We start from the raw sequence: 20,477 nt of genomic DNA on the forward strand, positions 1-20,477 counted from the left end.
GCTAGAATTCCGCCCGCTTCTCGCACCCCGATCGCCCGAGTTTTTCCAACACACTTCTTCCGCCGTAAACAGCTTTCTGCTGTTTTGCATTTCTTCCATTTCCCTAAGTCAACATGAACCTTACCGAGTTAAAACTTAAACAACCGACAGAAATCATTGCTATCGCCGAATCCCTGGGGCTGGAAAACATCGACAGAGCCCGAAAGCAGGAGCTGATTTTCTCGATTTTGAAGAAGCAGGCGAAAAGCGGAGAAGACATATTCGGCGACGGGGTGCTGGAAATTTTGACTGACGGTTTCGGCTTTCTGCGCACGCCGGGTTGTTCTTACTTGGCCGGACCTGACGACATCTACGTATCGCCCAGCCAGATTCGGCGTTTCGGCCTGCGCACCGGCGATACCGTCAGCGGCAAGATTCGGCCGCCGAAAGAGGGCGAGCGTTACTTTGCGATGCTGAAGGTGGAAAGCATCAACTTCGAATCCCCCGAGCAATCCAAAAACAAGATTTCCTTTTCCAACCTGACGCCGTTATTCGCCAACAAACGCTTCCGCCTGGAGCAGGGCAACGGTACCAGCGAAGACTTGACCGCCCGCATCATCGATTTGATCGCGCCGATCGGCAAAGGCCAGCGCGGCCTGATCGTTTCGCCGCCGAAAGCCGGTAAAACCATGATCATGCAAAGCATTGCCCACGCCATCGCCGAGAATAACCCTGAATGCTACCTGATCGTGCTGTTGATCGACGAGCGTCCGGAAGAGGTGACCGAGATGGAGCGTTGCGTGCGCGGCGAAGTGGTGTCCAGCACCTTCGACGAACCGGCCACCCGCCACGTGCAGGTCGCCGACATGGTGATCGAAAAAGCCCGGCGCATGGTAGAGCACAAGCACGACGTGGTTATTCTGTTAGACTCGATTACACGTTTGGCCCGCGCTTACAACATGGTGGTGCCGTCCTCCGGCAAGCTGCTGTCCGGCGGTGTCGACGCCAATGCCCTGGAAAAACCGAAACGCTTTTTCGGTGCCGCGCGGAATATCGAAGAAGGCGGCAGTTTGACGATTATCGCTACCGCGCTGGTAGAAACCGGCTCGCGGATGGACGAGGTCATTTTCGAGGAGTTTAAGGGCACCGGTAACATGGAGTTGCATCTGGAGCGGAAAATTGCCGAAAAGCGGGTCTATCCGGCCATCAACATCAACCGTTCCGGCACCCGCCGCGAAGAATACCTGGTCGATCCGGACGAGCTGCAAAAAACCTGGATCCTGCGCAAGATTCTGCAACCGATGGACGAATTGGCGGCATCCGAATTTTTGCTGGGCAAACTGAAGGACTTCAAAACCAACGCCGAATTTTTCGATTCGATGAAGCGTTAATGCTTGTCCTCGGGTCGGCGGATGGCGCTCTGCTCGCCGTTCGCCGCCGATCCTCCCCCGTTTTCCAGTCTCCTGCGCCCTGCCGCATTTTTTCCCGCCAGCACAGCAACCTAGTTCCAGTCTAAGCCGCGTTCGCCATAACACCGAAATATTTCTTGGTTGTGTAAGCGATTAATTTTGTTATATTGCGCCCCGACCTTTACGCGGAGAGATGGCCTTGCGAAATACCAGCAAATTTTTCATGCAGTTCGTCCGACTGGCGGGACCTTTCTGGTGTTCCGAAAATAAGGCCAGCATTCGCGGACTGTCGGCGGCGCTGGTTGCGCTAACCGTCGCTCAAATCGCGGTTTCGGTGATTATCACCGAATGGAGCGCGGACCTGTTCGATGCGCTGGAACAGCGCTCGATGTCGCGCTTCTTTACCCAAATCGGGCTGATCGTACTGATTTTTCTGGCGAACATCGCCATTACCGCCACGCACCTGGTGGTGAAACGCCGCTTGCAACTCGGTTGGCGCGGTTGGCTGACCGACAAGCTGATCGGCCAGTGGATGCGCGACGGCCGGCATTATCTGGTCACGCACATTCCCGGCCAGCACGACAATCCCGACGGCCGTATCGCCGAAGACGTGCGGATATCGACCGAATACGCAATCGACTTGCTGCATACCATGTTCTATTGCCTGCTGTTGTTGATCAGTTTTACCGAGATTTTGTGGACATTGTCCGGCAGCGTGACCATGGACCTGGGTATTGCCGAAATTCCGATCCAAGGCCATCTGGTTTGGTTGGCCCTGATTTACGCGGCTAGCGCTTCGGTGCTCGGCTGGTGGATAGGCCGGCCGTTGACAACGGCGACCGACAACCGGCAAACCGTCGAGGCCAATTTCCGTTTTGCCTTGGTCAAGGCCCGCGAAAACGCCCAGGCGATTGCGTTAATCCACGGCGAGCGCCACGAAAATCCGCATTTTCACCGTTTGTTCGGCAATATCGTCGATGCCTGGAACCAGCAAACCCATGCCTGGCAGCGGATTACGATGTTCAGTTCCGGTTATTCCATCCTATCGATGGCTTTTCCGATCCTGGTGTCCGCGCCGCGTTTCATTCTGGGAACCATCAGTTTGGGTGCCTTGATGCAGTCGGCCCAAGCCTTCCAGCAAATGGTCGCCGCTTTGTCCTGGCCGGTGGATAACATGGGTAAGGTCGCCGAATGGCGGGCGTCGGTAGAGCGTATCCTGGGCTTGAGCAAAGCTCTGGAGCAATTGGAGCGGGAAATTGCCAAGCCCGATCCGCACCGCATCCGCATCGTCAAGAATGAAGGTTCGGTGTTGGCATTCCGCAATTTGTGCATTAGCCGGCTGGACAATATCGTCTGCGTGTCGATGCTGAACGAAGAAATCCGTGCCGGCGAACGGGTATTGATCGCCGGTAACGCATTTTCCGGCAACAAATTGTTCAAGGCCATCGCCGGTTTGTGGCCCTGGGGCGAAGGCACGATAGAGCTGCCCGACGACGAACCGATGTTTTTCATGCCGCCCAAGCCTTACTTGCCGACCGGCCTTCTGCGTGCCTCGATTTGTTACCCGAGCGATGCCGGCGCCTTCGATCCCGACGTATTGGCCAGTATCATGCAATTGGCCGGCGTCGGCGAACTGGTGGAGCAGTTGAACCAACAGGCAGACTGGGATAAAAGCTTGGAGCGCGAGCAAAAGCAACGTTTGGGCTTGGTGCGGCTGTTGCTGCACAAGCCGAAGTGGATTTTGATGCAGGAGGCCTTCGATTCGCTCGATCCCGACGGCGAGGTGGAAATGGTTAGCCTGATCCATAAGAAATTGCCGCATGCGGCGATGCTGACGATTACCAAGCAGCCGACGATACAGAGGTTGCATAAACGCCGGATCACGCTGAATTGAGCGCAGGCCGGATTTGCGATCGGCCATGGGTACACTTGACCCGGGTAAATTTTTAATAGCAAAAGTGGGGGAATTGGTTTCTGAAACGTCTTAATGGATAAGGAGCCCGAGGTGCGGCGCAAATGCCGGGGTAGGCCTTAACATGCTCAGGTAATTTTATGAAATCAAGACATTCTCGCAGCAGGCCGGCGGATTCGCCGGCCGACAAGGTCGAATCCGGTTTTCCGTCGGCCCGTTATTTTCAGGTTCATTTCGAATATCTTCACGAAACCATCGGCGAACTGAAGCAGCAGATCGAGACGGCGAACCGGCAAATTGCCGAATTGCAACAGCGGCTGTTGGATACGGAAGCCAAGGGCATCGAATTGGAAGGTCAGCCCGGCAACGCCTTTACGACTCAAGATTGGCGTTTGTAACCGCCGCTGTTTTTATCGACCCAGCGCTGCTCGCCGTTAGCCAGCGTTTCGCGTTTCCAAAACGGCGCCCGGCTTTTCAGATTTTCCATGATAAAGCGGCTGGCGTCGAAGGCGTCGCCGCGATGTTCCGACCAGACCGCAACCAGAACCAGCGTATCGTTGGGCTCGACCCGGCCGACGCGGTGTACGACCAGCGTCTCCAGCACCTGCCATTGGCTTGCGGCTTGCGCGACGATCAGTTGCAGTTGGGTCTCGGTCATGCCCGGATAGTGTTCCAGATACATGCCGCAGACCGCATCGCCCTGGTTGAAATCGCGCATCGTGCCGACGAACACGGCCGTGGCGCCGTATTTTCCGGCCATTCCGGCCGCTTGCTGGTGGTTCGCGATTTCTTGCCAAGGGTCGAAAACCGTATCCGATAATTTCACCGCCATAGCCTTCAACCTCCCGTGACCGGTGGAAAGAAAGCCACCTCGTCGCCGTCGCTGGCCAGACTATCCAGGCTTGCGTAATTCATGTTGACCGCCGCCAGCAAAGCATTCGGCAGCGGCAGGTTCGGATTCGCCAATTGCCAGAGCTCCAGCAGCGAAACCGGCGCCGAAACCTGTAGTTCGTCGCCGCTGCGGCCGACGTGGTCTTTAAGGCTTGCGAAGTACAGCACTTTGATCGACATTCTGTTCCACCGGGTAATACAATGCGCGCTGTTTCAATAATTCCATCCGCCATGTCCGATTCGCCGCTCACCCATTTCAACGCCGCCGGGGACGTCCACATGGTCGATGTCGGCGCCAAGACGGTCACCCAGCGCAGCGCGGTTTGCGAGGGCTATATCGAAATGCGGCCGGAAACGCTGGCGTTGATTGTAAACGGCGCGCATAAAAAAGGCGACGTACTTGGCGTGGCCAGAATCGCCGGGATCATGGCCAGCAAAAAGACGGCGGAACTGATTCCGTTGTGCCATCCGTTGCCGCTGACCCATGTCGAAATCGATCTGCAGCCCCAGGCCGGCCTGAATCGGGTTTATTGCCGGACATTGGCCAAAACCAACGGCCAGACCGGCGTCGAAATGGAAGCGCTGACCGCGACGCAGATTGCCTTGCTGACCGTCTACGACATGTGCAAGGCCGTCGATCGCGGCATGGTGATCCAGGGCGTGCGGCTGTTGGAAAAAAGCGGCGGCAAGTCCGGGGATTGGCGGGCGGACGCCGCCGCGGCTTAGTTTTCCGGTTTGGCCTGCGGGCTCCGGTTCAGAATTTTCTCGTCTATGGTTTTGTGCAGCAAGCGCAACAATTCGGCGGAGCCGTCTTCGTCGCTCTCCATTTCTTCCGGTTTGGCCAAAGCCGCGCTGACGCGGATGCCGCCGGTTTCCTGATGCAGCGTAATCAGATACTCGGCCTCGGCGTAATGGTTGTTCAGCAAGGTTCGGATCAGGCTCAGATCCTTGCCGGCCGTATCCGGATCGTAACGCACTTGAAACCGGCCGTCCTGCTGGTTCTTATCCAGGATTTCAATGTCGGTGATTTTCAAAGCCGTTGCCAACATATCCCAGGCCCGTTCTTCGCGGGTCTTCAGGAGCAGCAGTGGTTTGTCGCCGTCGGTGAAGGCCATCAGCCCGGCCAGGACCGATTTCGGTTTCAAGTCGTCGGCGTCGATGGCCGGTTGCGGATTGGTGTGCTCGATCGGCAATACCGGCGGTAATTCCAAGTGGTGGGTGTCGCGGTATTTCTCGGGCGTTTCGCCGCAGGCGGCCAATAGCAAGCAGGGAAGTACGTGGCGGACTCGTTTCAACATAACCGGATTCACTCGCAAAAATAGCGTCTGTGTTCCAGCACCGGGAACGAGGCTCGCATTTTTTCCAGCCGGTTTTTATCGATCTCGCCGCAGACGAAACCGGGACCGGTTTTGTAGCAATCCAGCACCACGCCCCAGGGGTCGATGACCATGCTGTGGCCGTAAGTTTGCCGGCCGTTGATATGGAAGCCGCCTTGGTTGGGCGCCAGCACGTAGCACAGGTTTTCGATGGCCCGCGCCCGCAGCAGCACTTCCCAGTGTGCGGCACCGGTCTTGGCGGTAAAGGCCGACGGAATGACCAGGATGTCGAGGCCTTTGCGGGCCATGGGCCGGAAAAATTCCGGAAAGCGCAAGTCGTAGCAGACGGCGACGCCCAGGCGGCCGAACGGGGTATCGATCACGCAGGAGCCTTCGCCGGCTTCCACCGAATCCGATTCGCGGTATTCCTCGGCGGTGTCGGGAACGCTGACGTCGAACAAATGCACCTTATCGTATCGCGCCACGCGTTCGCCCTGGTCGTTGTAAATCAGGCAGGCTGCGCGGACTTTATTCGGCACCGAGGCCTGCATCGGCATCGTGCCGCCGACGATCCAGATGCCGTATTTTTTCGCCGTGGCGGCCAGAAACTCCTGAATCGGGCCTTGGCCGTCGGCTTCGGCCACTTTAACTTTGTCGTATTCGTTCATGCCCATGATGGCAAAGTTTTCCGGCAAAGCCACTAGTTTGGCTCCGGCGTTGACCGCTTCGGCAATTTGTTTTTCGGCTTCCAGCAGATTGGCGCTGACTTGCGGCCCGGAAGCCATTTGAATGGCGGCACATAGTGTCATGAGTGGTCCCTGTTGGTTTTTTAGGTTGATTGCGCGTTGGGGCGGGCCGGCGCCGGGCCGGTCATTTGCCGAGCGAGTCCAGCCACTCGAAGCCGGTCAGGCTGCGCCAGGCTTTCTTCACCAAACCGTCCTGGTCGTGCAGCGGCGTGACTTCGACATTGCCCCACGGCCCGCTCAATTTGTATTGCGAGCCGAAGAAATATCCCTCTTTGTAATCGTCGGTCACCGCCTGGGTGATGATAGCGGCGATGCCGCCGACGATTGTACCAGCAATGGGAACGGCGCCGGAACTCTTGGGCACTACCGCCACCCGCTGGTCCAGGGTCTTGCGGACCAAGTCGGCGCTGCCGGCGACGCTGAGTTTGGCCGAGACCGCGTCGATCACCAGATCGTCGGAATACGCCAGGCCGTTGCTGATTTTGACGGTGCCGGTAATCGTATCGAAGGCCAGCCCCTGGCGGTAAACGTCGCTGAAATCCAGACTCAGGCGTTTGGCCCATTGTTCCATCGCGATCAGTCCGAGTAAGCGGCCGAAGCCGGGTTCGATGCTGGAGATGCGGCCGTCGCTGAGTTTGAGCCGGAGCTGGCCGTTGACGTCGGCCAGCGAAAACTGCTGCGGCCCGCCGCGCCAACTGCCGTTGAAGCCGATTTCGGCGTCGGTGCCGCGGAAGTCGTCGGTAAAGCCGAGTTGCGACAGGAACAAGCCGAAGCCCTTCATGTTCAATTTGCCGGTCAGTTGGGTGGAACTGGCGCTGCCCAATTTCAACCAGTCGGCGCTGAAATCAATGGTGCCGGCCACGCTGGCCAATTGCACGTGTTTGAAATGGATGCCGTTGATCAGCCTTTCGGTGCGCAGTTTCAGATTGCCCAGGTCCACATTCCGCCACAGCAGTTGCTTGCTGTCGATATCGATCAGCGGCAATTCGCCGACGGCCGCCTCTTCGGCCTCGCCGAAATTCAGCCCTTCCATGGCGGTCAGATTTAGGTGCTCCATTTGCAGGCGGATGCGTTCGGCGCCGCCGCGCTGGTCCGGAATCGCGAAGCGGCCGCTGGCCATCGCGCTGTCGATGGTGCCCTGCCAGGCTTGGCCGCTATGCTGCATGCTGCAGGCGACCGCGCCGAATTGGTGGCCTTGCCAGATCAACTCGCCGCTGTCCAGCACCAGTTCCTGCAGCGCAGGCAGACGTGCCTGGCTGTCGCCGTCGGCGAATGCGGCCAGCGCTTCGGATAATTTGAATTGCGGCTGACGGATTTCCAGTTTCAGGCCGGGCCGGTCGAAAATTTCCGCGCTGCCTTCGCCGTAAACGATATGCGCCGAACGCAAGCCATTCCGCTTGCCGTCGATTTGCAGGGCTGCCTGCAAATCCCGGCCGTAACCTATGTGCAGCGGCACGAATTCGCTGTCGTCCAGCACAAAGCGCAAATTCAGCGCGCGTTCCTCGCCGGCGGTTTTGCCGAGCCGCTCCGGCGCATCCAGGCTGACGCCTTGCAAATTGCTGGTGATCTGCAAAACGTCCGGCTGGTCGGCGGCGTAAGGCAGGGTCAGTGCGGCCTGGTAATTGAAGCCGCCCTTGGCGGCCTGGTTTTTCAAGAACGCGAATTGCTTTTGCAGGCGGTCGACGTCGGTAACGCCGCTGATCAACAATTGCGTCGCGCTCTGGTCGCTTTGCAGTTGGCCGCGGATCGGATAGCCCAGGGTTCTGGCTTCGAGCGGGCTGCTGCTGACGCGGTCTTCGGTAAAGTGCAGCACGCCGCCGATATTGTCGACCAGCAGGTCGACCGGCTTCAGCACTAAGCGCGCCTTGTCCAGATGGGCATCGACTTTAACCGTGGTGGGCAGGGTTTCGTAATAAGCGATTTTCAGGTCCAGATCGACTCGCGTGTCGCCTTCCGGTGCCAGCACCTTGGCCAGAGGGTCGGTTTTGACGTGCAGCGGGGTTTTTTGCAGGTATTGCATGCTTTGCGGCAGCTTGCTGTGTACCTGGCCCCAGACGTAAACGTAATCGCTGTCGGCCAGATCGGGAATGGTTACCACGGCCTGGCCGATATCGACCTCTTCGCTATGGCCGCCGTCGATGGCAACTTGCAGATCGGCGCCGAGAAATTGGACGTCGGCGTGCACCGCGCGCAAATGCGGCCACAACGCGTTGAACTGGATTTCGCCGTCGTCTATCGCGAACACGACTTCGAAACGGCCGCCGCCGTTGCTGAACGGAAAGTCCGCCAGCTTGCCCTGCAACAGCATTTCGCCGTGGTCGATATGGCCGCCGATAAAGGCGTCATCCAGCCAGGCTACGGCGTCCTTGCCCATGATTTTCGCCGGCAGGTAGCGCGGCACTTTGCCGATGTCGGCGAAATTGCCGAAGCGGGTATGCATGTCCAGTACCGGGCTGGAGCCGTCGTTCGGTAAACTCAATTGCAGCCGGGTGTTGGTTTGGAAGTCGGCGCTGTCCAGTTGCAGGCCGTCGCTCGAAATCTGCCAATCGCTGCCGGTTTGCACCCAGTCCAGCCGGCCGCTCAGGCGGGCAATCTCCAGCTTGTCCCGGAACAGTTCCGGCGCGTCGAAGCCGGCGCGTTCGGTCGCGAAATCCAGCCGGCCGCGCTGGTCGCCGGCACTGATGCTGCCGCGCAAGCCTTGCAATTGCGGTACGCCGCCGCCGCCGGCTATGCCGAGCTCGGCAAATTCGCCGTGCAGGGCGTAATGCTGCAGTGCGCTGTCGCCATAAAATGCCGTATCGCGCAATTCGCCGCGCGGATTCAGTTTCAGCCAACGCTCGAAGCCGGCGGCGTCGGCCAGAAAAGGCGCGGTCAAATGGTCTAGGGCCTGCAAATTCAATATTTCGATGCGGCCGCCGAGATTGCCTTGGGCGTCGCGCTGTAGGTAAAACTCGCCGCCGCGCCAGCGCTGGCGGTTGCTGACCGCATTCATGTCGTAAACGCCCCAGCGTTGGCGGCCGCCGTTTTCGCTCCAGGCCAGATTGCCCTCGAAGGTGTCCAGTTGCAGGGCTTTGCCGTTCTGTTTGCCGATTTTAATCTGTTGGCCCTGGACGTAACCGGCGATCCGGTAAGGCGCCGAGTCGCGCCAATCGCTCCAAAGCCGGATATCGCCCGAGCCCGAATACAGGTGCAGTCCGGCCGGTAAGTCTTCGATCAACCAGGCCGGCCCTTGCAGATTGTCGCCTTCGACGTAGATCCGGCCGTTAAGCGCATTGGCCTGGAAAATATTGCCGTGCAATAGCGCGGAAATCCGCAGGCTATCGCCCAGCGTGTCCGGCAGCCGGCTGATGAGATGGATTTCGTGGTTTTGTTCGGCGCGGTCGTTTTCGATGCGCAAATCGAAGTCGGTTATCGTCACCGGCGGCCGTTGCCGTTTCAAGTCCAGCCAAGTGACCTGGCTTTGCAGGATTTCGTACTGGCCGCCTTCCAGCAGCCAAAGCGGCTGCTCGTCGCTGCTGTGCAAGCCTTTGATGCGCAGCGAGCCGTCTGCATCGCGGATGATGTCCAATTTGGCGCCGACCAGCGTGACCCAGCCGGAGGCCATCGCATCCTGGGTAAACAACCATTCCAGCAAATGGATGCCGATCCTGACCTGTTGCAAACTGATCGCCGGTTTGCTGCCGGCTTCCGCGGCGTCTATCGTTATGTCGCGCAGAATCAATTCCGGGCTGAAGCCGCGCATCTTGGCGCTGAGCCGGCCGATATGCAGCGGCACGCCACTGATGCGGCGAATCTCGCTTTCCAGCCGTTGCCGGTGGTCGGCAATATCGACCAGAAACAGCCTGACCGCGCTAAGCGCAAAGGCCGCCGCGATCAGCGACCAGAACAGCAGATGCCGGGTAGCCCGGCTGACATGGCGGTGGATAAGCAAAACGTTAGCCTATAGCAACACCACGTCGTAGTGTTCCTGGTTGTACTCGGCTTCGGCGCGAATCTTGATCGCCACCTTCAGAAACACCTCCAGCTCGGCCAGCATGTCGGCTTCCTCGTCCAGCAGCATTTCCACCACTTGCTCGGAGGCCAGCACCAGTATCTGCTGCACGCTGTATTGGCGGACGACGCGAATGATTTCGCGGAAGATTTCCAGGCAGATCGATTCGGCGGTTTTCAACACGCCGCGGCCGCCGCAGGTCGAGCAGGGTTCGCACAAGATGTGCTCCAGGCTCTCGCGGGTGCGCTTGCGGGTCATTTCCACCAGGCCCAGCGCCGAAACTTCGGTGATCTTGGTTTTGGCGTGATCTTTTTCCAGATTGCGTTGCAGCGCGGCCAGCACTTGTTTCTTGTGCTCGTCGCTCTGCATGTCGATGAAATCGATGATGATGATGCCGCCCAGATTGCGCAGCCGCAGTTGGCGGGAAATGGTCTGCGCCGCTTCCAGATTGGTCTTGAATATGGTTTCTTCCAGATTGCGGCCGCCGACGTAGCCGCCGGTATTGACGTCGACCGTAGTCATCGATTCGGTCTGGTCGAACACCAGATGGCCGCCGGATTTGAGTTTGACCTTGCGGTCCAGCGCCTTGCTGATCTCGTCCTCGACGTTGTAGATGTCGAACACCGGCCGTTCGCCGGAATAGTGTTCGATCACCGAGACGATTTCCGGCACGAAGGTTTCGGCAAATTCGACCAACTTTAAAAAGGTTTCCTTCGAGTCGACCCGGATCTTTTCGATGCCGTCCTTGTACAGGTCGCGCAGCGTGCGGATACTGAGCGGCAAGTCTTCGTGGATCAGCGATTTGACCTTGGCCTTTTTGCTCTTGTCCAGGATCGACTCCCACAGTTTGTGCAGGAAGGTCATGTCCGAATACAGAATCACTTCCTCGACGCATTCGGCGGCGGTGCGGGCGATGAAACCGCCCGGCACTTGATGTTTTTGCTGATAGGCTTCGATACAGGCCCGTAACCTTACCCGCTCGGATTCGCTGTCAATGCGCTGCGACACGCCGGAATTGCCGGCGTAAGGCATGTAGACCTGGTAACGAGATGGGATCGAGATGTCGGTGGTGAGCCGGGCACCCTTGTTGCCCAGTGGGTCTTTGGTGACTTGCACCACCAGCTTTTGACCTTCCTTCAGGTAATGTTCGATATTCTCCGAGCCTTTTTCGGCCAGCTCCTGGCTGCTGAAGTCGGACAAATGCAGAAAGGCGGCCTTGTCCAGACCGATATCGACAAAGGCCGCCTGCATGCCCGGCAATACCCGGCACACTTCGCCTTTATAAATGTTGCCGACCAGGCCCTTTTGACGAACGCGCTCGATGATCAGTTCCTGCAACACGCCGTTTTCGATGACGGCGACCCGGGTTTCCGGCGGCGTCACATTGATTAAGATTTCTTCGCTCATTGAATGACTTCTATGCCGGCTTGGCTCAATAGTTGTGCGGTTTCGAACAGCGGCAGGCCCATCACGCCGGAAAAACTACCGGTGATCGACTCGATAAACACGCTGGCCAGCCCCTGAATCGCATAGGCACCGGCTTTGTCGCAAGGTTCCCCGGTTTGCCAATAGCCGACGATTTCCTGGTGGCTCAACGGCCGGAAGCGGACCTCGCTGACGCTCAAAGCTTGCCAATGACAGCCTGCGCTGCGCAAAGATACCGCGCTGTAAACCTGGTGGTTGCGGCCGGACAGCCGGCTCAGCATCTCGATGGCATGTTGCAAGTCGTCGGGCTTGCCCAGAATCCGGCCGTCGCAAATCACGCTGGTATCGGCCGCCAGTACCGGCAACGAGCTATTGTTTTGGCTGGCGCAGACGGCCGATTTTTCGGCAGCGACCCGCTCGACATAGGCGGCCGGCTGTTCGCCCGGCAACGGAGTTTCGTCGACATCCACCGCGTTGACCAGGTGGCGGATGCCGATTTGGGCCAGTAATTCGCGGCGGCGCGGCGATGCCGACGCCAGGATGATTTGAGGATTCATGCCGTTAACGGTGGTAAGGGTGATTGTTTAGCAGACTCCAGGCCCGGTAGATTTGTTCGGCCACCACGATACGGACCAGCGGATGCGGGAAAGTCAGCGGCGACAGGCTCCAGGATTCGCGCGCCAGCTCCTTGACCTGCGGCGCCAGGCCTTCCGGGCCGCCGACCATCAGCGCCACCGGCTGGCCGTTGCCGAGCCACCGGTGCAAGGCTTGGGCCAGATCGGGCGTAGACCACGGTTTACCGGGGATGTCCAGCGTCACGACGTGCGCCCGCGGCGGTAACGCTGCGATCATGCGCTCGCCCTCGTCGCGGGTAATGCGGGCCACGTCGCCGCTTTTGCGTTTGTCCGGCGCGATTTCGCGCAACACCAATTCGCATTCCCGCGGCAGCCGCTTGGCGTAGTCATTATATCCTTGCTGTACCCAGTCCGGCATCTTGTTGCCGACGGCGATCAGATGAATTTGCATGGCGGGGAGGATACACAGATGTTATGGGTGTGACAATGCGACGGCGGTTGGCGTGGCGGGGGATTTCCCGATAGAGGAAGGTGTGGCAGAAAGTCGATTTGACAGCGATGTGTTCGTCGCGGCCGGCTTTAATTTTGCGAAACAGCCTTTCATCTAGCGCCGCCATGCACCGATCTGATGATCGCCAGCTTGCTCATAGCCGCTTTTTTTCGCAAAACCATGCGTCCCAACCCATTTGCCGGGCGCTTGCCGAGCCGCGAGTCGCTGTAATATCCTTGGTTCAAATACATTCGATTTGCCGAGGTGACTCATGTCCGCCGTGCTTCAACAAACCCGTTATACCGCCGAAGAATACTTAAGTCTGGAGCGCAGCACATCGATTAAAAGCGAATTCCACGACGGGCAAATTTATGCGATGACCGGCGCCAGCCGGGAACATAATTTAATTTCCGGAAATATTTATAGAGAACTCAGTCAGCAACTGAAAAGCCGTCCCTGCGAAGCCTACATCAACGACATGCGGGTCAAGGCCACCGAAGCTCGCAGCTACCACTACCCCGACATCGCCGTGGTTTGCGGTAAACCCGAGTTCGAAGATGCGCAGGTCGATACTTTGCTGAATCCGATGCTGCTTATCGAAGTGCTGTCGCCATCCACCGAAGCCTACGACCGCGGCGGCAAGTTTGCCCATTACCGAAAAATACCCAGCTTGCGCGAATATCTGCTGGTGATGCAAGACCAGCCTGGTATCGAACGTTATCTGCGCCAAGGCGAAGTCTGGATATTGAGCGAGGCGCTGGGCCTGGAAGCAAGCGTAGCGCTGGAAAGCATCGATTGCCGGCTCAGCTTGCGCGAGGTTTACGATAAGGTTTTTGAGGGCAATGCAAGCGGGGAGATGTAAGTGAGTTGCGTCTTGGCGGACGACATGCAAATGCTTGATTGCTAGACCTGACCCCGATTCTCGGAATTTGAACAAGCCGGTTTGTTGCTTAATTTAGCGACATTCGATCTTGGCCTCGGCGTCCTCGAACAACGAGACTCTTTCGCCAAGCCGATGAAACTTTACGAACTGCCTGATCCACTCGCAATAAGTGCGCTCGGTATGCAGCGAATAATGCTTAAGCCGCACGATGCGGCGTAAGTCTTCAAGCAAGGTCGGTGATGTGGTGCTTGACAGCAAATGGTTAGCGAATATAGTGATGCGCACGGCTTCTTCAGAAGCAAATCCGCCCGAAAAGGCCGCTAATATCAATTTGTCGGGCAGATTTGCCCAATTCAATGGTTAAGTGTCACTATGCTCGGCGACGATCTACGTCTTTGGTTTGAGTTGTTCCACGGTATCGTTGTCTATCGCCCCTTATCCGGCGGTGGTCATTCATCTGATGGATGGCTGAATTGGTCGGATATTGAAAATCGCTTCACGCGCGAGAATTTAACGTTTGAAGGGAAGAAATACGATCCTCAAAATGCCAAGCAAAAAAACCAACTTCTGAATGCCCTCGTAAATTACGCAAGTATGTTCGTTACTCTGCGTCTTGTTGAAAGGCGCAGACAATTGGCGCCACCTTCTTTAGATTACCGAGTGACCTCATTTGGTAGGCGAGTTGGTAATTGGGGTTACGGTGCAAATCCTCGATTTAAGAAACGAGCATTCTTCTTTGTGGCTGCTGTGTTTTTCCGGGCATATAAATTCCGTTGGATTATTGCTATTGGTGCAATTGGATGGGGAGTTCTAAATGCAATCCGGTTTTACACCACTGCCTTAGACTGGGCGACCGATTTACCTTTTGCCTCATGGTCTGCCGCTTTCATAACAGTCATCGTTGCTGTTGTGGCAATTCTTAACAGGTTGGTGAAAAACTCTTTTTTACAACCAATAGAGTCTATATTTAGTGTCGACAGGCTGATCTTTATACTAAATAAAGGCCCGATCCATCTGAATTAGTGACCAGAACATGGTTTTTCACCAACCTGTTAAGTCCAAATTAGAGTGACTCACATGGCACTTACTCTTTCGGTCAAGTGGCACGCTTTTCCTGCAAGGCGCTCCTTAGCTCAAACGTTATGCCTAATTAGGATTCGAACCAGTGATTAGAGAAATGATTTTAACAGCACTGGAAGCTACAGAATGCCCATATTTGCTAACGCCTCTTGATTTTGGGTTTAATCCTGGATCAGGTTTCTCTCGCGGTTATGCCGGTTGGGCCGCGGTTAATCGATAATTTTCTCCACGATTCAGCATGGCCCAAACAGCGCGGGCATTTTAGTCGACGAGTGCAACCGCTGCACGTTTTTAGCCGCCTCGGACAATCAACTCCCGTCGCGCCATTTGGGGAGGGAGATTCCATTTTATTTGTTAGCTTCATCGAGACTGAATGAGCCACTATTTAAAATATATATCGGAATGGATTGGCATGGGAGCAATAATCCCATTCATATATGCGTTCGCTTTGGCTGGTCCATTTGCCCTGTTTTTCTTATGCGGGGACAACAAAACCGAGGTTTTAAAAAAGCTAAAATTGGTCGTTTCAATATGTACACTGTTCGCCTATTTCTTTTGGTGCATAGGTACAGGCAGCCACATTGGTCGCCTAGCAAATTTTTCCGGATCTGGTGTCGTTGGCATCGGAGCCGGCTTTGTTTTTTTCTATTACTCAGTAATTCTGTTTGGCAAATTCATAGATTCAAAAGAGAAAAGATCGACCGGGAACAATTAAAAGTGACAAAGCTAACCAAAACGCTCAACCAGTCCCACCAATGCGAGGCGGTTTCGTTATCGAAGGCTCCCTCGGCGGTTTGGTTAGGGAGGCGCTGATTAAATCCTCCGTCAGGAGATGGGATAATATCCCCCATCTGATCGTACCGAGACAAGCCGATGAATGCCCCCACCCAAACCAGTTTTGCCGAACTTGAATATGCCAGCAAAAAACGCCAAACCCGGCGGGAAAAATTTCTGGCGGAAATGGAGCAAGTGGTGCCCTGGACATTACTGTTGGCCCAACTCGAACCGCATTATCCGCAGAGCGGTCGCCGCGGCCGGCAACCGATGGCATTGAATCGCATGCTCCGTATCTACTGCATGCAACAATGGTTCAGCTACTCGGACCGACAAATACCCACAGGGCACAAGTGGAAGATGCACTGTATGAAATCGAGAGCATTCGGCGTTTTGCCGGTTTTGGTAGCGTTACCGAAGCGCTGCCGGACGAAACCACGATTCTCAACTTCCGTCACTGGCTGGAGAAGCACAAGTTGACGGAGGTGCTGCTATCGACGGTCAACGACCACCTGAAAAACCAAGGCCTGTTGGTCTCCAAGGGTACGATGGTCGACGCCACGATTGTTCACGCGCCGAGCTCGACCAAGAATCAGGATCAAGCACGCGATCCGGCCATGCATCAAACCAAGAAAGGCAATCAGTGGTATTTCGGGATGAAAATCCACGTCGGCGCCGACGTCAATTCAGGGGCCGTACACAGTGTAACGGTGACCTCGGCCAACACGGCTGACATCGTGGAATTACCCAAGCTGCTCCGCGAAGACGATCAAGTCATCTTTGCCGATGCCGGCTACACCAGCGACGACTACAAAAAAGGCTCGCGGCATCTGGGACTGAGCTGGTGCGTCAACGACAAGCGCAAGCCCGGCAAAAACCTGTCGAGCCGCCAGCGTAAGCGCAACCGAAAATATTCGTCGGTCCGCGCCCGTGTCGAGCACATTTTTAGGATCATCAAGTGCCAGTTCGGCTTTCGCAAGACTCGCTACCGAGGCTTGGAGAAGAACACAGCCCAGGTGAACTGGCTGGTGGCTTTGGCCAATTTGTATCTGCTGCGCCGCCAGTTGATGGCGGCCTAGGCCGAAATCCGTCTACCGTGCGCCCAAACACGGTAGACGGGAATAAAAAACGCAGGAATTGGGGCTATTTGAACGATCCGTCAGCGCATGTTTGTAAAAAATTACGCTTGGGTCGCAAGGCGCGGCTTGCGGTTTGATTTGTTCAGCGCTTCCTTAGCTTCCCTCAGTGGGAGTCCATACTGCATGAAGGTTGGTATGCGTTCCCATTTATGCCCTTCGGGTACGCAGCAGCGTTGGAACATGGAAAAAAGAAAGCCTGTTTGCTTAGCCAAAAGGTAAACTGTTGGCCACTCTTGGCATTTCGTTGGAGCGCACCATGAATCACCGGCAACTGACCGCCATCATAGAACGCGAAGGCGACGGGTATGTTTCGCTTTGCCCTGAACTGGATATCGCCAGCCAGGGCAGCTCTGTCCAAGAAGCGAAATCGAACCTTAAGGAAGCGCTGGAACTGTTTTTCGAAACCGCTTCACCGGAAGAAATAGACGCCCGCCTTCATGATGAAGTTTACATCACCCGATTGGAGGTCGCGGTTGGGTAAATTGCGGATTTTGTCCGGTAAGGAGCTTTGCGCCATTTTATCGGTGCATGGTTTTAGCGAAGTCCGGCAGCGTGGCAGCCACATCGTCATGCAAAAGCAACTCGAAAATTCGACCATCACGGTGCCGGTACCGAATCACGACGAAATTCGCATCGGTACGTTGCAATCGATCATTCGCCAATCCGGTATCCCAAAAGCCGAGTTCGAATCCTGAGGCATTTTCACAACAAAACGCTCAAGCCGACCCGCTTCCGCCACGCTCCAGTCCCTTAAGGTCCGTGCCGGCTAAGCCGGGCAGCCTTCCATTTTGTAAATAAAGTATCCGTCGCGTTTGATGCTGTCGATCACGTCGGCCGGCGCTTTCTGGCTGTGGCAGAAACGGCACTCCTTGCTGCTGACTGCCGCATCCGCTTCGCCAATCGATGCCAGCCATTGTTTGGCATAGGCGATTGCCTGTTGGTCGTCGCGTTCCGCGGTGAATACGTCGAAGTGCATCAATCGGCCGTCGCCGGCGGTGACGTAAGTGTCGTAAACATGGATCTGCATAGTGAGTTCTCCTGGTGCAAAAAATCGGTATTGGCCGGCATATCCGGTCAGGCTATTTTATATCGAATCAATACTAATTTGCCGATTGCTTTGCAGAACGCGGCCGATCACTGCAATAGTTCGATAAAGCGGTCCACTGCTTCGGCTTCTGTGGCAAAGCTGGCGACCAGGCGCAGCAACACCTCGTTTTCGGCGAGCAGGCCGGGGTTGGCATGCGGCGGATTCCACGGGTAGAACACCGCGCCGGCTGCTCGCAGCCGCTCGGCATCGCTCCGTTCCAACACGGCAAACACCTCGTTGGCCTGCGCCGGCCAGGCCAGACGGGCGCGGCGGGAAGCGGCAATGCCTTGTTGCAGCCGGGCCGCCATCGCGTTGGCGTGCCCGGCCAGCTCCAGCCATAACCCGTCTTGCAAATAGGCTTCGAATTGGGCGGCAATGAAGCGGCTTTTGGAGAACAGTTGCGCGGCACGTTTGCGGATGAACGGCAGGTCTTTCGCTGCCTCCGGGTCCATGAACACCAAAGCCTCGGCACACCAGCAACCGTTTTTGGTGGCGCCGAACGAGACGATGTCCACCCCGAGTTGCCAGGTCATTTGCGCCGGCGTCAATTGCAGCGCGGCCAGCGCGTTGGCGAAGCGGGCGCCGTCCATGTGCAAAGGCAGCCGGTGCCGGCGGGCGACCTCGGCAATGGCGGCGATTTCATCGGGCCGGTACAGCGTGCCGATTTCGGTGGCCTGGGTGATCGAGACCGCCATCGGCTGGCCGGCGTGGATGAAGCCGGGCGGAAAGCGGCCGATTTCGGCGGCCAGTTTGGCCGGGTCGATCTTGCCCAAGTCGCCGTCGACCGGCGCCAGCCGGGCGCCGTGGGTGAAAAACTCCGGCGCGCCGCATTCGTCTTCCAGCATGTGCGCTTCGCGGTGGCAAAACGTGACGCCGCCGGGGCGGTTGATTGCAGCCAAGGCCAGTGCGTTGGCCGCGGTGCCGGTGCCGACGAAAAATACCGCAACCTCGCGTTCGAACAATTCGCAGAAGCGGCGTTCGATGTTGCGGTCCAGTTCGCTGTTGCCGTAAGGTGCGGCGAAGCCGCTACCGGCGGCCAGCAGGTGTTGGGCGATTGCCGGATGGGTACCGGCCCAGTTGTCGGATGCGAAATTCATGGGGTATCGACGCGGTTGAGTTGCTGGAAAAAGGGTTCCGGTTCGGCGTTGGCCAAGCGGTTGCGGCGGCGCTACCGCTAGCGCGGGACGGGCGGATCGGTATGGGCGCTAGTTTTGGTTTATTTCAACCAATCGGCTTTTAAAAATGGCTTTTTTCAACCAATAGCCGGTAGAATGCGGCCATTTTCGACTCATTACCCTATCAACGATGGCCATACTCAGCACGCTGCTTTGGACCCCCGCTGCCGGGGCGCTGGTGCTAGTACTGATTCCCGCCCAGCGGGCGCAAGCGGTGCGCCTGGCGGCCAATCTGTTCGCCGCTGCGGCGCTGGTTCTGGCTTGCATACTGTTGGCGCGCTACGATGCCGCCGATCCGGCATTGCAATTCAACGAATTCTACCCGCTCAACCCCAAACTCGGTAGCGCCTATGCCTTGGGCATCGACGGCCTGTCGTTGCCGATGCTGGTCCTGGCGGCGCTACTGACCTCGATTTCGCTGATCGCGTCCTTTAATCTGGCCGACGGCGTCAAGGGTTACCACATCTGCATCCTGCTGCTCGAATTCGGCATGCTCGGCGTGTTCATGGCCCAGGACTGGGCCTTGTTCTATATCTTTTGGGAAGTGACCCTGATCCCGTTGTTTTTTCTGATAGACCGCTGGGGCGGCAAACGCCGCCATGCCGCCAGCCTGAACTTCGTGTTGTACACGATGGGCGGCTCGGTGTTCATGCTGCTGAGTTTGTTGGCGATCAGCCAGTACGACTTGCAGAACCAGGGCTCGTTGATGGCGTCGATGGGGCAGGCGGCGCAGAACATGCCGGCCGTCGAACAAGTGCTGGTGCTGCTGGGTTTTTTGATCGGTTTCGGCGTGAAGATGCCGATTTTTCCGCTGCACGGTTGGCTGCCGCTGGCGCACGTCGAAGCGCCGAGCGCGGTCAGTATCCTGTTGTCCGGCATTTTATTGAAGATGGGGGCTTACGGTCTGCTGCGGTCGGTGGTGATGCTGCCGGTTGCCGCGCAAATGATCCAGCCGCTGCTGATGTTTCTGGCTCTGTTCGGTATGGTTTACGGCGGCCTGCTGGCTTGGCGCCAGCCGGATATGAAAGCGATGGTGGCCTATTCGTCGTTGAGCCACATGGGCGTGGTGTTGCTCGGCATCGCCACCTTGAACCGGACCGGCTTCATCGGCGCCATTCTGCAAATGAGCGCGCACGGCCTGATCGCCGGCGCCTTGTTCCTGCTGGTGGGGCTGCTGTACGAACGCACCCATACCCGCAATATCCAGGATTACAGTTCGTTGGTGCAGGTGATGCCGCGTTTTGCCGGGCTGGCGACGCTGGCGCTGCTGGCGGCGATGGGCCTGCCGGGCTCGATCGGCTTTGTCGCCGAATTGCACACCGTGATCGGCGGCTTTCAGCAATGGGGCGGCTGGATGGCGTTTTTCAGCCTGAGCATACTGATCAGCGCGGCCTATGCCATGCGCACCATCGGCCTGCTGTTCACCGGTCCGGTCAAGCCGCAGATGCGCGACGTTGCCGATTTGACGCCGCCTGAGCTGGCAGCGTCGGCGGTTTTGGTCGGCGGTATCGTTGTATTCGGCTTGCTGCCGGCGCCGTTGATCGAGTTATCGGCCGCGTCGGTGGGGCGAATGTTGGCCGTGATCGGCGAGAGGTTGCTGTGATG

21 protein-coding genes and 1 pseudogene are annotated in these 20,477 nt (G+C 57.2%); 11 read left to right on the forward strand and 11 right to left on the reverse strand.

Features of this window, described 5'->3' with window-relative positions:
* Positions 1-113 precede the first annotated feature (113 nt).
* The 3 genes from rho (at position 114) to VXJ35_RS02090 (ending at position 3,698) form a co-directional block, all read left to right on the forward strand.
* Positions 114-1,370, forward strand: a complete 1,257-nt coding sequence (gene rho / locus VXJ35_RS02080; RefSeq protein WP_054762345.1) for a transcription termination factor Rho — start codon at positions 114-116, stop codon at positions 1,368-1,370.
* 241 nt (positions 1,371-1,611) lie between these two features.
* Positions 1,612-3,282, forward strand: coding sequence for an ABC transporter ATP-binding protein/permease (locus VXJ35_RS02085; protein WP_197495949.1), 1,671 nt, complete (start codon positions 1,612-1,614; stop codon positions 3,280-3,282).
* A 158-nt stretch (positions 3,283-3,440) separates the two neighbouring features.
* A complete protein-coding gene (locus VXJ35_RS02090) occupies positions 3,441-3,698 on the forward strand; it encodes a hypothetical protein (protein WP_064020294.1) in 258 nt (85 codons plus the stop codon).
* Here the strand turns inward: VXJ35_RS02090 and VXJ35_RS02095 are convergent.
* Entirely contained in the window at positions 3,680-4,132 is a 453-nt protein-coding gene (locus VXJ35_RS02095) for a molybdenum cofactor biosynthesis protein MoaE (RefSeq protein ID WP_064020295.1), read from the reverse strand. The two genes, VXJ35_RS02090 and VXJ35_RS02095, sit on opposite strands and share 19 nt — an antisense overlap.
* A gap of 5 nt (positions 4,133-4,137) precedes the next feature.
* The gene (locus tag VXJ35_RS02100; protein ID WP_064020296.1) at positions 4,138-4,371 is read right to left on the reverse strand and encodes a MoaD/ThiS family protein; all 234 of its coding nucleotides are present in this window, start codon (positions 4,369-4,371) and stop codon (positions 4,138-4,140) included.
* 51 nt (positions 4,372-4,422) lie between these two features.
* On the opposite strand from VXJ35_RS02100, the gene moaC reads away from it, so the two are divergent.
* Complete coding sequence (moaC, locus tag VXJ35_RS02105; RefSeq protein ID WP_064020297.1) at positions 4,423-4,917, forward strand: cyclic pyranopterin monophosphate synthase MoaC; 495 nt, start codon at positions 4,423-4,425, stop codon at positions 4,915-4,917.
* Here moaC and VXJ35_RS02110 read toward each other — a convergent pair.
* The 6 genes from VXJ35_RS02110 to rlmH all read right to left on the reverse strand — a co-directional run bounded on the left by VXJ35_RS02110 (position 4,914) and on the right by rlmH (position 12,695).
* Positions 4,914-5,489 carry an outer membrane protein assembly factor BamC gene (locus VXJ35_RS02110; protein ID WP_064020298.1) on the reverse strand — a complete coding sequence of 192 codons (576 nt, stop codon included), beginning with the start codon at positions 5,487-5,489 and terminating at the stop codon, positions 4,914-4,916. The genes moaC and VXJ35_RS02110 overlap by 4 nt on opposite strands.
* Before the next feature lie 8 nt (positions 5,490-5,497).
* A complete protein-coding gene (locus VXJ35_RS02115; protein ID WP_064020299.1) occupies positions 5,498-6,316 on the reverse strand; it encodes a carbon-nitrogen hydrolase family protein in 819 nt (272 codons plus the stop codon).
* A gap of 61 nt (positions 6,317-6,377) precedes the next feature.
* A complete protein-coding gene (locus tag VXJ35_RS02120; protein ID WP_064020300.1) occupies positions 6,378-10,184 on the reverse strand; it encodes a YhdP family protein in 3,807 nt (1,268 codons plus the stop codon).
* A 9-nt stretch (positions 10,185-10,193) separates the two neighbouring features.
* Positions 10,194-11,651, reverse strand: a complete 1,458-nt coding sequence (gene rng / locus VXJ35_RS02125) for a ribonuclease G (RefSeq protein ID WP_064020301.1) — start codon at positions 11,649-11,651, stop codon at positions 10,194-10,196.
* Positions 11,648-12,226, reverse strand: a complete 579-nt coding sequence (locus tag VXJ35_RS02130) for a nucleoside triphosphate pyrophosphatase (protein ID WP_064020302.1) — start codon at positions 12,224-12,226, stop codon at positions 11,648-11,650. Before VXJ35_RS02130 ends, rng begins: the two co-directional genes overlap by 4 nt.
* Positions 12,227-12,230: 4 nt before the next feature.
* Positions 12,231-12,695 carry a 23S rRNA (pseudouridine(1915)-N(3))-methyltransferase RlmH gene (rlmH, locus tag VXJ35_RS02135; RefSeq protein WP_064020303.1) on the reverse strand — a complete coding sequence of 155 codons (465 nt, stop codon included), beginning with the start codon at positions 12,693-12,695 and terminating at the stop codon, positions 12,231-12,233.
* 310 nt (positions 12,696-13,005) lie between these two features.
* Here rlmH and VXJ35_RS02140 point away from each other — a divergent pair, with 310 nt between their 5' ends.
* The gene (locus VXJ35_RS02140; protein WP_064020304.1) at positions 13,006-13,596 is read left to right on the forward strand and encodes a Uma2 family endonuclease; all 591 of its coding nucleotides are present in this window, start codon (positions 13,006-13,008) and stop codon (positions 13,594-13,596) included.
* A 93-nt stretch (positions 13,597-13,689) separates the two neighbouring features.
* Here VXJ35_RS02140 and VXJ35_RS02145 read toward each other — a convergent pair whose 3' ends face one another.
* On the reverse strand, positions 13,690-13,902 hold the full coding sequence (locus VXJ35_RS02145; protein WP_197495951.1) for a phage integrase N-terminal SAM-like domain-containing protein: 213 nt from the start codon (positions 13,900-13,902) through the stop codon (positions 13,690-13,692).
* Between the two features lie 87 nt (positions 13,903-13,989).
* Here VXJ35_RS02145 and VXJ35_RS02150 point away from each other — a divergent pair, with 87 nt between their 5' ends.
* The 5 genes and pseudogenes from VXJ35_RS02150 (at position 13,990) to VXJ35_RS02170 (ending at position 17,305) form a co-directional block, all read left to right on the forward strand.
* Entirely contained in the window at positions 13,990-14,640 is a 651-nt protein-coding gene (locus VXJ35_RS02150; RefSeq protein WP_064020306.1) for a hypothetical protein, read from the forward strand.
* Positions 14,641-15,070: 430 nt separating this feature from the next.
* The gene (locus VXJ35_RS02155) at positions 15,071-15,412 is read left to right on the forward strand and encodes a hypothetical protein (protein ID WP_157198042.1); all 342 of its coding nucleotides are present in this window, start codon (positions 15,071-15,073) and stop codon (positions 15,410-15,412) included.
* A 158-nt stretch (positions 15,413-15,570) separates the two neighbouring features.
* Positions 15,571-16,550, forward strand: a pseudogene (locus tag VXJ35_RS02160) (IS5 family transposase).
* Positions 16,551-16,866: 316 nt separating this feature from the next.
* Complete coding sequence (locus VXJ35_RS02165; protein WP_064020308.1) at positions 16,867-17,091, forward strand: type II toxin-antitoxin system HicB family antitoxin; 225 nt, start codon at positions 16,867-16,869, stop codon at positions 17,089-17,091.
* Positions 17,084-17,305: a type II toxin-antitoxin system HicA family toxin gene (locus VXJ35_RS02170; protein ID WP_064020309.1), complete on the forward strand. Its 222-nt coding sequence runs from the start codon at positions 17,084-17,086 to the stop codon at positions 17,303-17,305. The genes VXJ35_RS02165 and VXJ35_RS02170 overlap by 8 nt, the downstream gene beginning before the upstream one ends.
* Positions 17,306-17,376: 71 nt before the next feature.
* Here the strand turns inward: VXJ35_RS02170 and VXJ35_RS02175 are convergent, their stop codons facing one another.
* On the reverse strand, positions 17,377-17,637 hold the full coding sequence (locus VXJ35_RS02175; protein WP_064020310.1) for a DUF2024 family protein: 261 nt from the start codon (positions 17,635-17,637) through the stop codon (positions 17,377-17,379).
* 107 nt (positions 17,638-17,744) lie between these two features.
* Positions 17,745-18,794 carry a low specificity L-threonine aldolase gene (locus tag VXJ35_RS02180; protein WP_064020311.1) on the reverse strand — a complete coding sequence of 350 codons (1,050 nt, stop codon included), beginning with the start codon at positions 18,792-18,794 and terminating at the stop codon, positions 17,745-17,747.
* 208 nt (positions 18,795-19,002) lie between these two features.
* Here VXJ35_RS02180 and VXJ35_RS02185 point away from each other — a divergent pair, with 208 nt between their 5' ends.
* Positions 19,003-20,475, forward strand: a complete 1,473-nt coding sequence (locus VXJ35_RS02185) for a NuoM family protein (RefSeq protein ID WP_064020312.1) — start codon at positions 19,003-19,005, stop codon at positions 20,473-20,475.
* Positions 20,476-20,477 lie beyond the last annotated feature (2 nt).

Origin of the sequence: Methylomonas sp. DH-1, from assembly GCF_046097555.1 — a bacterium.
Classification (GTDB): Bacteria; Pseudomonadota; Gammaproteobacteria; order Methylococcales; family Methylomonadaceae; genus Methylomonas; species Methylomonas koyamae.

Bases quoted from the DNA above. Each gene is read 5' to 3' on its own strand.
- rho (WP_054762345.1), top strand. From the start codon at position 114: ATGAACCTTACCGAGTTAAAACTTAAACAACCGACAGAAATCATTGCT.
- moaC (WP_064020297.1), top strand. From the start codon at position 4,423: ATGTCCGATTCGCCGCTCACCCATTTCAACGCCGCCGGGGACGTCCAC.
- VXJ35_RS02180 (WP_064020311.1), bottom strand. From the start codon at position 18,794: ATGAATTTCGCATCCGACAACTGGGCCGGTACCCATCCGGCAATCGCC.
- rng (WP_064020301.1), bottom strand. From the start codon at position 11,651: ATGAGCGAAGAAATCTTAATCAATGTGACGCCGCCGGAAACCCGGGTC.
- VXJ35_RS02090 (WP_064020294.1), top strand. From the start codon at position 3,441: ATGAAATCAAGACATTCTCGCAGCAGGCCGGCGGATTCGCCGGCCGAC.
- VXJ35_RS02150 (WP_064020306.1), top strand. From the start codon at position 13,990: ATGCTCGGCGACGATCTACGTCTTTGGTTTGAGTTGTTCCACGGTATC.
- VXJ35_RS02185 (WP_064020312.1), top strand. From the start codon at position 19,003: ATGGCCATACTCAGCACGCTGCTTTGGACCCCCGCTGCCGGGGCGCTG.
- VXJ35_RS02110 (WP_064020298.1), bottom strand. From the start codon at position 5,489: ATGTTGAAACGAGTCCGCCACGTACTTCCCTGCTTGCTATTGGCCGCC.
- rlmH (WP_064020303.1), bottom strand. From the start codon at position 12,695: ATGCAAATTCATCTGATCGCCGTCGGCAACAAGATGCCGGACTGGGTA.
- VXJ35_RS02095 (WP_064020295.1), bottom strand. From the start codon at position 4,132: ATGGCGGTGAAATTATCGGATACGGTTTTCGACCCTTGGCAAGAAATC.
- VXJ35_RS02085 (WP_197495949.1), top strand. From the start codon at position 1,612: ATGCAGTTCGTCCGACTGGCGGGACCTTTCTGGTGTTCCGAAAATAAG.
- VXJ35_RS02115 (WP_064020299.1), bottom strand. From the start codon at position 6,316: ATGACACTATGTGCCGCCATTCAAATGGCTTCCGGGCCGCAAGTCAGC.
- VXJ35_RS02155 (WP_157198042.1), top strand. From the start codon at position 15,071: ATGAGCCACTATTTAAAATATATATCGGAATGGATTGGCATGGGAGCA.
- VXJ35_RS02130 (WP_064020302.1), bottom strand. From the start codon at position 12,226: ATGAATCCTCAAATCATCCTGGCGTCGGCATCGCCGCGCCGCCGCGAA.
- VXJ35_RS02100 (WP_064020296.1), bottom strand. From the start codon at position 4,371: ATGTCGATCAAAGTGCTGTACTTCGCAAGCCTTAAAGACCACGTCGGC.
- VXJ35_RS02175 (WP_064020310.1), bottom strand. From the start codon at position 17,637: ATGCAGATCCATGTTTACGACACTTACGTCACCGCCGGCGACGGCCGA.
- VXJ35_RS02165 (WP_064020308.1), top strand. From the start codon at position 16,867: ATGAATCACCGGCAACTGACCGCCATCATAGAACGCGAAGGCGACGGG.
- VXJ35_RS02140 (WP_064020304.1), top strand. From the start codon at position 13,006: ATGTCCGCCGTGCTTCAACAAACCCGTTATACCGCCGAAGAATACTTA.